Annotated in this window: 14 protein-coding genes; 4 read left to right on the top strand and 10 right to left on the bottom strand. The window is 71.7% G+C overall.

From position 1 onward, the window contains the following. Nucleotides 1-104: 104 nt before the first annotated feature. Nucleotides 105-1,136, top strand: a complete 1,032-nt coding sequence (locus HEP85_RS42000) for a MerR family transcriptional regulator (RefSeq protein ID WP_356012406.1) — start codon at nucleotides 105-107, stop codon at nucleotides 1,134-1,136. 152 nt (nucleotides 1,137-1,288) lie between these two features. On the opposite strand, the gene HEP85_RS41995 is transcribed toward HEP85_RS42000, so the two are convergent. The 9 genes from HEP85_RS41995 to HEP85_RS41955 all read right to left on the bottom strand — a co-directional run bounded on the left by HEP85_RS41995 (nucleotide 1,289) and on the right by HEP85_RS41955 (nucleotide 8,616). Next, the gene (locus HEP85_RS41995) at nucleotides 1,289-2,494 is read right to left on the bottom strand and encodes a cysteine desulfurase-like protein (protein WP_168532637.1); all 1,206 of its coding nucleotides are present in this window, start codon (nucleotides 2,492-2,494) and stop codon (nucleotides 1,289-1,291) included. 223 nt (nucleotides 2,495-2,717) lie between these two features. Continuing rightward, complete coding sequence (locus HEP85_RS41990) at nucleotides 2,718-3,236, bottom strand: ATP-binding protein (RefSeq protein ID WP_168532635.1); 519 nt, start codon at nucleotides 3,234-3,236, stop codon at nucleotides 2,718-2,720. Nucleotides 3,237-3,282: 46 nt separating this feature from the next. Further along, complete coding sequence (locus HEP85_RS41985) at nucleotides 3,283-3,654, bottom strand: STAS domain-containing protein (RefSeq protein WP_168532633.1); 372 nt, start codon at nucleotides 3,652-3,654, stop codon at nucleotides 3,283-3,285. 210 nt (nucleotides 3,655-3,864) lie between these two features. Further along, nucleotides 3,865-4,230, bottom strand: coding sequence for a PRC-barrel domain containing protein (locus tag HEP85_RS41980; RefSeq protein WP_168532631.1), 366 nt, complete (start codon nucleotides 4,228-4,230; stop codon nucleotides 3,865-3,867). A 207-nt stretch (nucleotides 4,231-4,437) separates the two neighbouring features. Then, entirely contained in the window at nucleotides 4,438-4,821 is a 384-nt protein-coding gene (locus tag HEP85_RS41975; protein ID WP_168532629.1) for an STAS domain-containing protein, read from the bottom strand. After that, a complete protein-coding gene (locus HEP85_RS41970) occupies nucleotides 4,818-5,933 on the bottom strand; it encodes a B12-binding domain-containing protein (protein WP_168532627.1) in 1,116 nt (371 codons plus the stop codon). Before HEP85_RS41970 ends, HEP85_RS41975 begins: the two co-directional genes overlap by 4 nt. Continuing rightward, nucleotides 5,930-7,642, bottom strand: coding sequence for a PP2C family protein-serine/threonine phosphatase (locus HEP85_RS41965; protein WP_248002574.1), 1,713 nt, complete (start codon nucleotides 7,640-7,642; stop codon nucleotides 5,930-5,932). Before HEP85_RS41965 ends, HEP85_RS41970 begins: the two co-directional genes overlap by 4 nt. Before the next feature lie 167 nt (nucleotides 7,643-7,809). Next, nucleotides 7,810-7,986 (bottom strand): hypothetical protein, encoded by a 177-nt coding sequence (locus tag HEP85_RS41960; RefSeq protein ID WP_148014566.1) that lies wholly within the window; start codon nucleotides 7,984-7,986, stop codon nucleotides 7,810-7,812. 177 nt (nucleotides 7,987-8,163) lie between these two features. Further along, nucleotides 8,164-8,616 (bottom strand): hypothetical protein, encoded by a 453-nt coding sequence (locus tag HEP85_RS41955; RefSeq protein WP_168532623.1) that lies wholly within the window; start codon nucleotides 8,614-8,616, stop codon nucleotides 8,164-8,166. Between the two features lie 589 nt (nucleotides 8,617-9,205). On the opposite strand from HEP85_RS41955, the gene HEP85_RS41950 reads away from it, so the two are divergent. The 3 genes from HEP85_RS41950 (at nucleotide 9,206) to HEP85_RS41940 (ending at nucleotide 11,202) form a co-directional block, all read left to right on the top strand. Continuing rightward, on the top strand, nucleotides 9,206-9,376 hold the full coding sequence (locus HEP85_RS41950; protein ID WP_168532621.1) for a hydrophobic protein: 171 nt from the start codon (nucleotides 9,206-9,208) through the stop codon (nucleotides 9,374-9,376). 67 nt (nucleotides 9,377-9,443) lie between these two features. After that, entirely contained in the window at nucleotides 9,444-10,019 is a 576-nt protein-coding gene (locus HEP85_RS41945; RefSeq protein ID WP_168532619.1) for a Dps family protein, read from the top strand. A 322-nt stretch (nucleotides 10,020-10,341) separates the two neighbouring features. Beyond that, entirely contained in the window at nucleotides 10,342-11,202 is an 861-nt protein-coding gene (locus tag HEP85_RS41940; RefSeq protein ID WP_248002573.1) for an RNA polymerase sigma factor SigF, read from the top strand. Between the two features lie 515 nt (nucleotides 11,203-11,717). Here the strand turns inward: HEP85_RS41940 and fusA are convergent. Then, nucleotides 11,718-13,829 carry an elongation factor G gene (gene fusA / locus HEP85_RS41935; protein WP_248002572.1) on the bottom strand — a complete coding sequence of 704 codons (2,112 nt, stop codon included), beginning with the start codon at nucleotides 13,827-13,829 and terminating at the stop codon, nucleotides 11,718-11,720. Between the last annotated feature and the right edge of the window lie 356 nt (nucleotides 13,830-14,185).

The raw sequence follows: 14,185 nt of genomic DNA, 5'->3' as shown, positions 1-14,185 counted from the left end.
GAACCACTGGTGACGATCCGCTGCTTCCGCCCACTCGGACGCCTCACGAGGCCGTGCTCCCGTACCCCGGCGCCACCCGGCGCCCTGCCGGCGGGGGCCGCCCCATGCAGGTGAGCGAGCAGGCGGCCACGCGACCCACGGACGCGGGGGTGACCACCGGTTCCCTGGCGCGGAAACTCGGGGTGTCGCCCACGACGCTGCGGTCCTGGGACCGCCGGTACGGGATCGGTCCCGCCCTGCGGACCGACGGCCGCCACCGGCGGTGGACAGCCGACGACGTGGCCATGCTCCAGGAGATGTGCCGGTTCACGGCCGCGGGTCTGCCTCCCGCCGAGGCCGCCCGCGCGGCGAAGGAACGGGCCCGCGGACGCGGCCGGTCCCCCGCGCTCGCCCTCGTACGGCCCCCGGCCGAACCGCGGGCGGCGAAGTCACCACCCGCGACGGTCCGCCCAGCGGAGGCGCCGACCTCACGGTCGGGGACCGGTCTGCCGCTCGGAGACGTACGACAGGAGTGCCGGGGCCTGGCGCGTGCGGCCGTACGACTGGACGCTGCGGCCGTCCAGAGCCTGCTGACGGCCGTGGTCGAGACCCACGGACTGGCGACGGCCTGGGCCGAGGTGATGGCGCCCACGCTCCGCGCGGTCGGGCGCAAGTGGGAGTCGTCGGGCGACCGGTACGTCGAGGTCGAGCACCTGCTGTCCTGGCACATCTCGGCCACCCTGCGGCATGTGTACGTGTGTTCGGTGCGGAAGCCGCGCACGGGCGGCCCGCCCGTCCTGCTGGCCTGCCTTCCGGACGAGCCGCACACCCTGCCGCTCGAGGCACTCGGCGCCGTGCTGACGGAGCGGGGGGTGCCGGCCCTGATGCTCGGCGGCGCCGTGCCCGCCGAGGCATTGGCCGCGGCCGTACGACGGGTCGGCCCCTCGGCGGTGGTCCTGTGGGCGCAGTCGCGCACCACGGCGAACCTGCCCCTCGCCCGGCACGTCGCCGGCACGCGGTGGGGCGTACGCGGAGCGCGGACGCGGAGCCTGGTCCTCCTCGGCGGCCCGGGCTGGGACGGGGACTCGGGACCCGGACTGCCGCGGCCGCTCCGACTGGACGACGCGCTGCGGATGCTCGGCGCGCCGGAGCACTAGGCGTATTGCCCTATGAGGTTGGGGACGGCAAGGGCCTACCGGTCTCGGTATCGGGGCTCACCGGTATCCGGGGCCTGCCGATCGCGGGGCACGCGGGCCGCCGCCGATACCGGTGAGCCGCGTCGCGCGGGAGTGGTTCCTCCCCTGCCAGGTCACGACTTCAGGAACGCGGCCAAGCCCTCCAGGAGTCGCTCGACGTCGCCCTCGTCGTTGTACGGCGCGAACCCGACGCGCAGGCCGCCGGTGTCGCCCAGCCCGAGGTGCCGCGACGCCTCCAGCGCGTAGAAGGAACCCGCGGGCGCGTGGACGCCCCGTTCCGCCAGGAAGTGGTAGGCGTCCACCGCGTCGCGGTCGTCGAAGGTCAGGAGCAGGGTGGGCGTGCGTTCGGCGGCCCGCGAGTGGACCGTGACGCCGTCCAGTGCGGCCAGTCCGGATTCCGTCCGGTCCCGCAGCTTCCGCTCGTGGCGCTCGATCGACCGGAGCGCGGATCCGAGGCGTGCGCGGCGTCCCTGCGCAGGGCCGGTTCCGAGACCGGCGAGCAGGTCGACGGCGGCGCGGGTGCCGGCGAGGAGTTCGTAGGGCAGCGTCCCGAGTTCGAAGCGCTCCGGGACCGCGTCGGTGGACGGCAGCAGCTTGTCCGGCCGCAGCGTCTCCAGCAGGTCGGGGGACGCGGCCAGGACACCGTGGTGCGGGCCGAGGAACTTGTAGGGCGAACACACGAAGAGGTCGGCGCCGAGTTCCGCGAGGTCCACGAAGGCGTGTGCCGCGTAGTGCACTCCGTCGACGTGGAGCAGGGCGCCCGCGCGGTGGACCAGGCGGCCGATCGCCGGGATGTCGGGGATCGTGCCGATGAGGTTGGAGGCGGCGGTCACGGCGACCAGCCGGGTCCGCTCGGTGAGCAGTTCGCCCACGGCCGACGGCGGGAGTTCGCCCGTCGCCGGATCGAAGTCCGCCCACCGGACCTCGGCGCCGGCCCACCGCGCGGCCTGCAGCCAGGGCCGGATGTTGGCGTCGTGGTCGAGCCGGCTGACCACGATCTCGTCGCCGGGCGCCCAGTCCTTCGCGAGCGTCCGGGAGAAGTCGTACGTGAGCTGGGTGGCACTGCGGCCGAAGACGACCCCGGAGGGGTGCACGCCAAGCAGGTCCGCCATGGCCTGCCGGAACTCCCTGACGAGCGCCTCCGCGTTCGCCTCTCCCGGGGCGACACTGCCACGGATCGAGAGGGGGCCCTCGAGCGCGCCGGCGATCGCCGCGACGACCGGGGCGGGCGTCTGTGTTCCGCCCGGACCGTCGAAGTGCGCGAGGCCGGCCCGCAGGGCGGGGATCTGGGCGCGCAACGCGCCGACGTCAAAGGTCAACTCGGGCTCCTCATCGGCGACGTCGGATCCTGCCCCGGTCCGGCTCGGACGCGTCCGGGCGGGCGACCGCCCACGGGCGCGGCCACGGTCCGCTGACGATCATCGCAGGCGGTCGCGCGGCGGGGAAGGCGGGGCGGCCTCCCCGGCCTCCGGGACTCGTCCGTCTCCCGCGGGGCGCCGTCCCGCGTGGCGCCGCGGCGCGGGGACGGCCGCCGGCGGGCTGTCATGTCAGCGGGACGAGGACCCGGATCGTCTTGCCGCCGCCCGGGGACGGTTCGACGGTGATCCCGCGGGCGAGGCGGTTGATCAGGGGCCATCCGTACCCGTTCGGCCGATACCCCTCGGGAACCGACGCGAGGCCGAAGGCGCCGGCCGGCACGACGTCGCTGTTGTCGCCCACGTCCAGACGGACGCCCTCCTCGGTCGGCGTCGCCCGGAATCCGACCAGGCCGTCACCGTGGCGGATGGCGTTCGTGACCAGTTCCGAGACCACCAGAAGCAGGTCGACGACGGCCTCCTGACGCATCCCACCGGCGGAGTCCCAGTGTTCCCAGTGTTCGCGCACGAGCGACCCCACATGCCGGCGTGCCGACGCGGGGCTCGTCACCTCGGCCGTCCCGGCCGCCCGAGCCGCCGATGGCGAGGATGTCGGCGGCCGGGCGGACGGCGCGGTGAGAGACGTGCGCTGGAGTGCGTCGTTCTGGTCCGTGATGGTGATGTCCCTGCGTTCTGCTGCTCTCATACGGTTTCCTCGCGGGTCGCACCTTGCCGGGGGAGGCCGACCGCGTTCATCGCCCGACCGCCGGATCCGGCACCGTCATCGCCGCCCGCACGCTGTCGGTGAGGACGAAGAACCCTTCCGTTCCCGTCACGTCGAACAGCCTCCGGACGATGTCTCTGAAGGGCCCGCACACCACCATGAACGTGCCGCAGGCCCGATGGGCGCGCTGCGCTTCCAGGAGGACGTGCAGGATCGACGAGTCCGCGAAGACGGTCCCCGACAGGTCGACGACCGTGCGAGCGGCGCCCACCCGTCGTGCGAGATCAAGGGCTTCCTCCAGTTGGGGCGCGCTCTCGTGGTCGATGTCGCCGCCGACTCGCACCACGAACGCGTCTTGGGCCTCCGCGTACGTGACGGTGGCCTCCAACTCGTCGGGCATCTGAACACTCTTTCTGGTCTGCTGGTGCGAGGACACCCTTCAGGCCGGGCATCACGGACATCACGTGTCCCGTGTGCGTTTCGGCTCGAGAAGGGTCTCCGGACGCACGCCTGCGGATACGACGTCCACTCCGTGGGACCGGGGCGTGCGGCGGCCGCGCCGCGTACCGCCGGCGGCCCCGGGCCCGGGGATTGTTCTCTGCGGCCGCCATCAGGCGGGCTGCCTCGGCGGCAGGCTCCGGTAGTACTTGCCGACCCGGGCGAGGTATTCGGGGTCCAGGGTCTCGCTGTCGGTCCGGAAGCGCGGCGCCGACTTGATCTCGTCCCTGGTGCATGCCATCGTCACTTTCTGCGCGTGCGAGTCGATGTCGGCGACAACGCCCACGGGTACCAGGACGCTCTTTCCGAACACCCACACACCGGTGTCGACGACGAGGTGGCGCATCCCGGAATCGTCGGCCTGCCGGTCCACATGCCCTATCGTCCCGTCGGTCGCCTCGACGGCGTACCCCGTGAGGTCCTGCGCTTCCGGGCTGCGGAAATGCGGCGCATACGACCAAATTCTTTCGATCGTCATCTTTTCTTCCTCCTGCGTGGCCGGTTCGCTCCGCCGGTAACTCACCCGTGGGAAACCCGGTGGAGGGAGAACACGGGAGGGGGGAAACCGCCTCCAGCGTGCTCCAGAGCAGCAAATACCCTGCTATCCGGATCGCATTCGGCGGAGATTCCGGCGCGTCGGCGTATTCGCCATGGCGCGTGACAGCCGCGTACAGCCGTTCGGAGGTCAGCCCGTGCCGGGCCGTCGCTCACCGCCGTGTTCGGCGCGGGGCGCGGTGAGGTGGTGGAGCGTGGCGGTGATGCCCAGGAGCCGGTCCAGGGCGAGGGGACGCTCGTCCAGATGGAGTCGGACACCTGCCAGGTCCGTCAGCCGACGGATCATCAGCAGCGTGGACAGGCCCGTGGAGTCGATGCTGCCGAGCCCGGAGAAGTCGACGCGCAGATCGGCCGGCTCCTCACCGGCGTCGCGCCGGTCGCCGAGACACCGCTCGACGGCCTTCATCAGCTCGTCGCACGTCTCGAAGTCGAGGTCTCCGGCGACACGGACCAGGACGGTGCCGTCCTCGGTCTCGACGGTGACCGTGAAGGGCGGGGGGTTCGAAGGGGTCATGCGGACTTTCCGTGGCCGGGGACCTGTGGTGACGGCGTTCGGGTGGCGAGCGCCTCCCGCGCCCGGGCCAGGGTCCGGCGGGCCCGCGGGAAGTCCTTGAGCTGCACGGCCAGCAGGTCCATCGCGATGTCGAGGCTGTGGGCCGGGACATGACGGGCCGTGAGGATGTCGGCCGTCCACAGGACGAACCGTGTGAACAGCTCGTCGTCCGCGACATGGAGCGAGGTGGCAAGGTACTCGACGAGGTGGGCGAGATCCTCGGCGGTGTGCCGGCGCTGCCGGTCGGTGAAGCTGCTCATGGGTTCGAAGCGCGCCTCCAACCGGGCCATCGTCTCCCTGACGAGCAGGTGGCCCGTGCGGACGACGATCGTGTACTCCTGGTCGCCCAGGTGGGGCAAGGCGTCCACGGCCTGGTGGGCGGCGAGCGGATCGGGGCGGCGCACGCCCCGTTCGAGGGTCGCGGCCGCGTCTCGGGCGTGCGGAGCCCAGGCGTCCGCCCCCAGTGTCCGGGCGTAGCGGCCGTCGGGTCCGAAGGCGGCGCCGCCCGCGATGACCGGCACTCCGGCCGCCTGGCAGGCGGTGATGGCCGTGTGCGCCGTGGGCAGATGGGTGGGGATGGAGGAGGAGAGGGCCACGGCCTGCGCGCCCGTGCGGTGCAGATGCCCTATGAGATGTGCGGTGGGTACGTGTGCGCCGAGAAAGTCGACCTTCCAGCCGCGCAGCCGCAGGACCTCCGTCAGGAGCCGGGCGGGCAGTCCGTGCCATTCGCCGTCCACACAGGCCACCGTGACGCGGGGGCTCTCCGGGGTGTCGTTCCGGTGGCCGGGGCGCCGGGTGAGGGCTCCGATGACCCGCTCGTGGATCGCGGTGGCGGTGTGTTCCTGCGCGACGGTCAGCCGGTTCGCCGCCCATTCCGCGCCGACCCTCACCTGCACGGGGGCGATCACGTCGAGCAGAACCGTCTCGGCGTCGGTGGCGGGTCCCAGGGCGTCGAAGACCGCGGCCGCGGCGCCACGCTCGTCGCCCGCGCGGACCGCCGTCCACAGGCGGTCGCGGGCACGTTCGAGCACGGCGCCCTCGTGGTCGTCGCAGCGGACGGACAGACGCGTCATGCGGTGTACCTGCCCCGGGTGTGGCCGTTCACCGCGCTCAGGTGCGCGTGGTGCGGTGCCGTGACCGCGACGGTCGCCATGTCGTCGTGGCCGCCACGCCCGACCCACTGCGCGGCGAGCATCTGGATGTGCTCGACCACGGCCTCGGCGGGCAGGCCCGCGCACCGGGCCAGCGCGGACTCCAGTCGCCGGACGCCGAACAACTCGTTCCCCAGCGGGCCGCCCCTGCCCTCGGTGATGCCGTCGGTGAAGAACAGACAGGTCTCCCCCGGGGCGAGTTCGACCTGGACGGTGGTGGAAGTGATGTCCCAGAACGCGCCGACCAGTGTGCCCCGCGTCTCGACCGTCTCGACCAGACCGTCGGCCCGGACGATCAGCGGAGCGGGATGTCCGGCGCTGGTGACCCGCAGACGGACCGTCCCGCCGCTGCGGACGACGGACGCCAGGGCCAGGGTGACGAAGCGGGTGTGATGGGAGTTCATCAGCGCCCCGTTGAGCAGTCCCAGCAGCCGTTGGTGGTCCTCGGCCAAGGGCAGCAACGCCTGCACCGTGTTGCGGACCTTGCCCGTGAGCACCGCGGCGTCCAGGCCCTTGCCGCACACGTCCCCGAGGACGACCAGGGTTTCCTGCCCCTCGTCGGTGCCGGGGTGGACGTCGTAGAAGTCGCCTCCCACGCGGTCGGCCTGGCCCGAGGGGAGGTACTTCCCGGCGAACTCCACGCCGTGCACGCTGTGGAGCTGGGGCGGCAGCAGATCGCGCATCAGGGTGGTCGTGATGGCCGCCTGCTCCGCGTACATGCGGGCCGCCGACATCGCGGCCCCCGCCCGGGAGGCGAAGAGGCGGGCGAAGAACTCCTCGCTCTCGGTGAACGCCGACTGCCGTCCGGAGCGCAGCAGCACGAGGGCGCCCGCCGGTACGCCGTGGCCGGGCAGGGGTGTCACGACGGCGGAGCCGACCGGATCCGTGAACCGGTCGGGGACGGCCCACTCGGGAACGGCGGCCGGATCGATCCAGCGCGACGGTACGGGTGGGAATCCGCGCAGGGCGTCGCTCAGGCCGGGCAGTTGCTCCAGGTCGGCCTGGACCTGCCGGTGCACGACGTCGCCGTCGGGCCCGCAGTACGTCAGCGGTACCTTCCGCCCGCGCGGCGGAGCGACGATCACGGCGGCGTCGGCGAGGTGTTCGGCGGCCAGGCGGGCGGTGACCTCCATGCAGCGTTCGACGTTCAGTGACGACAGCAGCGCGCTGGAGGCGCCGGCCAGGAACGCGGTGCGCTTGCGTTCGCTCGCGAGTGCGTCCTCGGCGAGTCGCCGGTCGGTGTCGTCGACGAGCCACCACATCACGTCACCGTCGTCCGTGCGGGTGGGATGCGCTTCGAAGGTCCGGTCACCGACCGGGCCGTGGACGGGAGACGTGGGAGGTCCGGACGCGGCGTCGCCGGGCTCCACGGCGGGAGATCCGGACGCGGCGTCCCCCGGGTCCGCCGCGGGGGAACCGGTTCGGGCGTGCGCGTCCGCGATCCACGCCGGGACCACACAACGCAGCCACGCGCCGGGAACGGCGCTCGGGAACAGGGCGGCCGCCGCCGCGTTCACCTCGACGACATCACCGGACGGATCGGCGACCAGGACGGGGTAGGGGGCGGCGCCCCACGTCGTACCGGAATCGATACCGCGCGGGCCGGCGGGAGGCTGCTGGGAAGTGTCCACGAGCAAGGGCGCGTGACTGCGTGCCCACAACCTTCTTTCCGAGGACGAGAACAGTTTCCTTCCGGCAACCATCTCGCGTCGGCCCGCAAGACTGCAAGTCACCCCCCACAAGTGCCGTCAGGCCGCACGGCCGAACCGGCGTGCGCGTATCCTCCGCCCGCCCCGCGTCAGCGCCTGCGGCCACGGGCCGCCCAGCCACTGCCGATCCCCGCGACGTGAAGAGCGAGCAGGGCCAGTCCTATGAGCATGACGTTGGTTGATGTGAACACGTCATTCGTCGAGATGTCGGCGGCGTTGATCAGGAACGCGATGAACAGCAGGACCGCCGCGACGATGCCGAGCATGATGTCTCCTCTTCCGAAGTAATGGTGACCTCCGGATGCCCCCAAGACGCCTGCCGACACAACCTCGTGGGCGGCCTCGTCACCCGCCCGGGAGGAATACGAGTATCTCGGACATCGAGCGGGCGGGGGCGCGCCCGGCGGAGGAGACACCTTCGCCGGGCGCGCCTTGACGAGTCGCTAGGAGACGACGGGCTCGGGTGCCTCTTCGCGCTCCGGCGCTCCGGGCTCCCGGCCCGCGCCGGCCGCCCGCCAGAGGGACTCCTCCCGCACGACGAGCCCCTGGTCGGCCAGCCCCTTCAGATGCCGCAGGACGGTGGCTTCCTGGAAGCCGACGGCCGCGCAGAGTTCGTCCAGGCCGGACCCCTTCACCCCGGCGCTCGCCAACTGCTCCCATGTACGCACCGCATGGCGGCTCAGTCCGCTCTCCCGCACCCTGCGCAGAACGGCGGGGTGCTCCTCGTCCCCCTGGCTCTGTTCGGGAAGCGGGGCGCGGGCGGCCGCCGACACGCCCTCGTCCCCGGTCGCCGGTGCCTCGCGACTGCTTCTCGGTTCCTCGCGACCGGCTGTCGGCTCCTCACGACCGGTCGCCCGCGCCGCGCGCCCGGTCGCCGGCGTCTCACGACCGGCCATCACTTCCTCACGACCGGCCGTCGCCGGTGGCACAGCACGGGGTGCCCCGGCCCGTCCGACCGGACGCGGCGTCATGTTCACCGTGCGGTGCCTGCGCCCCTTGCGTTGTCGGCTCATCGGTTCCTCATCTCCGCATCGACGATGCTCACGACAGGACAACGAGCCAGTCACCAGAAAGTCGTTCAGCCGTTCGAATGACGTCTGGGCCGGGCCACGAGGGGCCGCCACACACAAGTCCAGCCGTTCCGGACGGGTCTCAACGGCGCGTCCCGAGGCCATCATTGAGGCCCCGCCACCCGGGCCCGCGCGTACCGTTCGGCCTGTTCTCTTCGCCGTACGGATCGAGCCGGCCCGCAGTTCATCGAAAGCAGACACCCATGGCACACACCCCGGCCGCTCCGGCCTGCCTGCCGGTCGGAGCCGCGTCGTGATCGCGGCCCGCATCCCGGGCCTGATCCTGCCCCTCGCCTCGCTCCTCGCGCTCGTCGCGGGGGCGATCTGGTATTGGCGCAATCGGGGCGAGTAAGCCCCGCGGGGAATGTGTGGCCCAAGGGAACCGGGGCACCTGACGTCCTGGAGGTTGATACCGATGGTTCCCCTGATCGTGGTTCTTCTGCTCGCCCTGCTGCTTTTCGGCGCCGGCTTCGCCGTCCAGGCCCTGTGGTGGATCGCTGTCATTGTGCTGACCGTCTGGCTCCTCGGATTCGTGGTACGCCCCGGTGCGGCCGGCGGCCGCCGTGGACGCTGGTACCGCTGGTAGCCACGCCGCCGACGCGGCATTCCGAGAACTCTCGCAGGGAATACGACGCGAAAGAAAGAATAAAATCATGGCATCTTCGACAGCCCCGAACTACACGATTCCCGGGATCAGCACGAGCGACGGCGGCAGGATCATCGATCTGCTCCGTACACGCCTGCACGCCCTCAACGACCTTTCCCTCACCCTGAAGCACATTCACTGGAACGTCGTGGGCCCGCATTTCATCGCCGTGCACGAGATGCTCGACCCGCAGGTGGACTCGGTACGGGGCATGGCCGATGACACCGCCGAGCGCGTCTCCGCCCTCGGCGGGGTGCCCCACGGCACCCCGGGCGCCCTGGTGGCCGAGCGCACCTGGGACGACTACAGCGTCGGCCGGGCGGACGCGATCGCCCATCTCGGCGCCCTCGATCTGGTCTACACGGGGATCATCGAGGAGCACCGCGCGGCCGTCGCCGAGATCGGCAAGCTCGATCCGGTGACCGAGGACCTCCTCATCGGGCAGCTGCGGTCCCTGGAGCAGTTCCAGTGGTTCGTGCGCGCCCACCTCGAAAGCTCCGGCGGAACCCTGGCGAACGCCGACGCCCGGACGGAACGTCAGGCGGCGCAGCTGACCGGGCGGAGCGGCGAGAAGCGGCAGTAGCCGTCGGTGGACACTCCTGCGGGCGAAGGCCCGGACCCGCGCAACGGGTCCGGGCCTTCGCCCATCCGTCATCCGTCATCCGTCATCCGTCATCCGTCATCCGTCATCCGTCATCCGTCATCCGTCGAGACAGGGTGCATCCGGAAGGCCCGTCCGGTGAGAAGGAGTGCGTGAACCGGTGTCGGCGCACCTCGGCGCGAACAAGTTTCAAGAATTTCGGGGTGTTGACCGGCATGACTCGCATAAGGCAGGGCACACGAGCCCTGTCTTCAGTTCCTTCGGACGATTTGGGGTGGATCGCATGGCAGCCGTGACGGCAGCGATGGCAACGGACGCGGCACGGCATGCGGTGACGGCCGAGGGGGAGGCACTCCCCCTGATCAACGAGCCTCTGAAGGTCAGCCCGAAGGACGCGCGTACTCTGTCGCGTCAGTTCTTCGACCGGCTGGCCGTGCTGGAGGAAGGCACCCACGAGTACCAGTACGCGCGCAACACCCTGATAGAGATGAACCTCTCCCTCGTGCGGTACGCGGCGGCCCGCTTCCGCAGCCGCAACCAGGACGAGATGGAGGACATCGTCCAGGTCGGCACCATCGGGCTCATCAAGGCGATCGACCGCTTCGAGCTGACCCGCGAGGTCGAGTTCACCTCCTTCGCCGTCCCGTACATCGTCGGCGAGATCAAGCGCTTCTTCCGCGACACCAGCTGGGCGGTCCACGTGCCCCGGCGTCTGCAGGAGGCCCGTATCGAGCTGGCCAAGGCGACCGAGGAGCTGCGCACCCGCCTGGGCCGGACCCCGACCACGCGCGAGCTGTCCGCGCTGATGTCCCTCTCCGAGGAAGAGGTCATCGAGGCCCGCAAGGCCTCCAACGGCTACAACTCCTCGTCCCTGGACGCCGCGCTCACGGCCGACAACGGCGCGGACGGGGAGAGCGTCCTCGCGGACTTCATCGGCGAGGACGACCCCGCGCTCGAACTGGTCGAGGACTTCAACTCCCTGGCGCCGCTGATCGCAGGCCTCGACGACCGTCAGCGCCAGATCATCCACATGCGTTTCGTCGAGGAGCGCACCCAGGCCCAGATCGGTGAGGAGCTCGGCATCTCGCAGATGCACGTCTCCCGTCTGATCACCCGCATCCTGAAGCGTCTGCGCAGCGGGCTGCTCGATCCGTCGGTCGCCTGACACAGCAGGCTCCGTCCTGGGTCCCTCATGCCGGGGGCCGTTTCCCTACCGGATGTCCGATAGGGAAACGGCCCCCGGCATGACGCGTTTCCGGGCGTCCCGGACTCGGACTCGGTGAGGTCGCCGCACCACATGACGCGGCCCCGCCCGCAGTCGGGGGGGTGACTGCGGGCGGGGCCGTGGGGCTCGGGGTTGCCAGGGGGGTGGGCTTCCTCGAGCTGCCTGTGGTTGCGTGTGCCCCGGTCGGGACGAAGCATGCACGGCACTTCCGGCGTGTACCGCGTTCCTCTTTCCCGCGTTCCCCGTTCCCGCGTTCCCCGTTCTCCCTTCCCCTCCCCCCCTTCCGCGGTGATCCCGTCACCGGTCCCGCCCAAGTAGGGGCGGGACCGGCATCAGCGGGACCGGCCCGGGTGCGGGCCGAACCGGTACGCGGGTCGCCGGCCCGGATGCGGGCGGATCCACACACAGGTCACCCGGTCGGTGTCCCCTGGGTCACCCGGTCGGTGTCCCGTGGGTCACCGGGTCGGTGTCCCGTGGGACGCCGTGCTCGGCGCCGGGGCGTAACCGGCGGGCCGGGTGGTGAAGACGCCGCGGCCCCGGGTCCGGCTGCGCAGCCGCGTCGCGTACCCGAACAGTTCGGCCAGCGGCACGACGGCACTGATCACCACGGCGCCCGCACGCGTGACGGAGCCAGAGACCTGCCCGCGGCGTGCCGCGAGGTCGCCGAGCACCCCGCCCACGGCGTCGTCGGGCACGGTGACCGTGAGGTCGACCACCGGTTCCAGCAACACCATCGCGCAGGCCCGCAACGCCTCCCGCAGCGCGAGCCGGCCGGCCGTGCGAAACGCCATCTCCGAGGAGTCCTTCGGATGGGTCGCTCCGTCGGTCAGGACGACCCGCACCCCGGTCACCGGATTGCCGCCGAGCGGCCCCTCGGCCAGTGCGTCCCGGCATCCGGCCTCCACCGCACGGACGTACTCCTGCGGTACCCGGCCGCCGACCACGGCCGAGCGGAACCCGAACCGTGTCGCACCATCGTCCGCGAGGTCGCCGACGGAGTCCCGGCCGGCCTCCATCGGCTCCACGTCGATGACGACATGGGCGAACTGGCCCGCGCCGCCGTCCTGTTTGACGTGCCGGTGGACCAGCCCGGACACCCCGCGGACGACGGTCTCCCGGTAGGCCACCCTCGGCCTGCCGACACGGACGTCCAGCCCGTGCGCGCGCCGGATCTTCTCCACCGCCACCTCCAGATGCAGTTCTCCCATGCCCGACAGCACCGTCTGACCGGTCTCGGGGTCGGTGCGGACGACCAGCGAGGGATCCTCCTCGGCCAGTCGCGCCAACGCCGACACCAGGCGGTCCGCATCGGTGTTCCCGCCGGCCTCGACCGCCACGGAGACGACCGGTTCGGCGACGGCCGACGGCTCGAGTACCAAGGGGGCCCCGGGTGCCGACAGCGTCGACCCGGCGCGGGCCGACTTCAGCCCGACCACCGCGACGATGTCACCGGCCACCGCCCGTTCCAGCGGGGCGTGACGGTCGGCCTGGACCCGCAGGATCCGGCCGATCCGCTCGACGCGCCGCGCGCCCGACTCCCACACCGTCTCTCCCTTCCCGATCGTTCCCGAATAGACGCGCAGGTACGTCAGCCGCCCCGTGCCGGTGGCGTTCACCTTGAACACCAGGGCCGCGAACGGCGCCCTCGGGTCGGCGGCCCGTTCCTGTTCCACGCCGCCCTGCGTGCCGCGTACCGCGGGCACGTCCAGCGGCGAAGGAAGGTAGGCGACGACCGCGTCCAGCAGCGGTTCGATGCCGCGATTGCGGTAGGCCGAACCGCACAGCACCACGACGCCGTCACCGGTCCGGGTCAGGTCGCGCAGCGCGGCGACCAAGGTCGGTGCGGAGACGCTCCCCTCGGCGCAGAACTCCTCCAGCGCGGCGGGATGGAGCTCCGCCACCGCTTCCTCCAGGAGCCGTCGACGGCGGCCCGCCTCAGCACGCAGTTCCTCCGGCACCGGACCTTCCTCGGCCGTGTCGCGGCCGTCGGTCCAGACGAGCGACCGCATGCGCGGCAGGTCCACCACACCGGTGAAGCCGGACTCCGTACCGATCGGCAACTGGACGACGAGCGGGGCCGGATGCAGCCGCCGCCGGATCGACTCGACCGCCGAGTCGAGGTCGGCACCCGCACGGTCCAGCTTGTTGACGAAGGCGATCCTCGGCACGCCATACCGGTCTGCCTGCCGCCACACCGCCTCGCTCTGCGGCTCCACTCCGGCGACGGCGTCGAACACCGCGACGGCCCCGTCGAGGACCCGCAGCGAACGCGCCACCTCGTCGGAGAAGTCGACGTGGCCCGGGGTGTCGATCAGGTTGATGCGGTGGCCGTCCCAGGCACAACTGACGGCCGCGGCGAAGATGGTGATGCCACGATCGCGCTCCTGCGGGTCGAAGTCGGTGACGGTCGTGCCGTCATGGACCTCACCGCGCTTGTGCGTGGTCCCGGTGACGTACAGGATCCGCTCGGTGAGGGTGGTCTTGCCGGCGTCGACGTGGGCGAGGATGCCCAGGTTGCGGACGGCGGTCGGTGGATTCTCGGGATGACGGTGCAGGTCGGTGCGCACGGCCACGGCCTTTCGGGACGATCCGGAACGGAACGGCGCGATTGCCGGACGAAGCGGCCCATGATCGGACCGGTGAAGGACCCCTGACAGGGTGGAGCGACGGCACCCGCGCATCGAGGCGTACGGGGCCGGCCGACCCGACAACGGACAGGCAGAGGTCAGAAGTTCGTCGCGGACGACCGGTGCGGGCCGCGCGGCCGGCACCGGTTCCACGAGGACACGAGGATCACCTCGTACCGCGCGGGGGGAACGACGAAAGCGATGCGGTGACGCACGGCTCGGCTCCCCTCGATCGGTGACGGCGCGCGCCGCGATGTCCCGCGGAGCCGCCGGCCGGGCCGGCAGGGATGCCGTCG

Source organism: Streptomyces sp. RPA4-2 (assembly GCF_012273515.2).
In the GTDB taxonomy this organism is placed as follows: domain Bacteria; phylum Actinomycetota; class Actinomycetes; order Streptomycetales; family Streptomycetaceae; genus Streptomyces; species Streptomyces kaempferi.
The sequence above is the reverse complement of the archived record's forward strand: the minus strand, read 5'-3'. Positions and strand labels throughout refer to the sequence as shown.

Excerpts from the sequence above, each read along its gene's own strand:
- HEP85_RS41955 (WP_168532623.1), bottom strand. The coding sequence starts at position 8,616 with ATGGCCGGTCGTGAGACGCCGGCGACCGGGCGCGCGGCGCGGGCGACC.
- HEP85_RS41950 (WP_168532621.1), top strand. The coding sequence starts at position 9,206 with ATGGTTCCCCTGATCGTGGTTCTTCTGCTCGCCCTGCTGCTTTTCGGC.
- HEP85_RS41985 (WP_168532633.1), bottom strand. The coding sequence starts at position 3,654 with ATGCCCGACGAGTTGGAGGCCACCGTCACGTACGCGGAGGCCCAAGAC.
- HEP85_RS41980 (WP_168532631.1), bottom strand. The coding sequence starts at position 4,230 with ATGACGATCGAAAGAATTTGGTCGTATGCGCCGCATTTCCGCAGCCCG.
- HEP85_RS41975 (WP_168532629.1), bottom strand. The coding sequence starts at position 4,821 with ATGACCCCTTCGAACCCCCCGCCCTTCACGGTCACCGTCGAGACCGAG.
- HEP85_RS41945 (WP_168532619.1), top strand. The coding sequence starts at position 9,444 with ATGGCATCTTCGACAGCCCCGAACTACACGATTCCCGGGATCAGCACG.
- HEP85_RS41990 (WP_168532635.1), bottom strand. The coding sequence starts at position 3,236 with ATGAGAGCAGCAGAACGCAGGGACATCACCATCACGGACCAGAACGAC.
- HEP85_RS42000 (WP_356012406.1), top strand. The coding sequence starts at position 105 with ATGCAGGTGAGCGAGCAGGCGGCCACGCGACCCACGGACGCGGGGGTG.
- HEP85_RS41940 (WP_248002573.1), top strand. The coding sequence starts at position 10,342 with ATGGCAACGGACGCGGCACGGCATGCGGTGACGGCCGAGGGGGAGGCA.
- HEP85_RS41970 (WP_168532627.1), bottom strand. The coding sequence starts at position 5,933 with ATGACGCGTCTGTCCGTCCGCTGCGACGACCACGAGGGCGCCGTGCTC.
- HEP85_RS41960 (WP_148014566.1), bottom strand. The coding sequence starts at position 7,986 with ATGCTCGGCATCGTCGCGGCGGTCCTGCTGTTCATCGCGTTCCTGATC.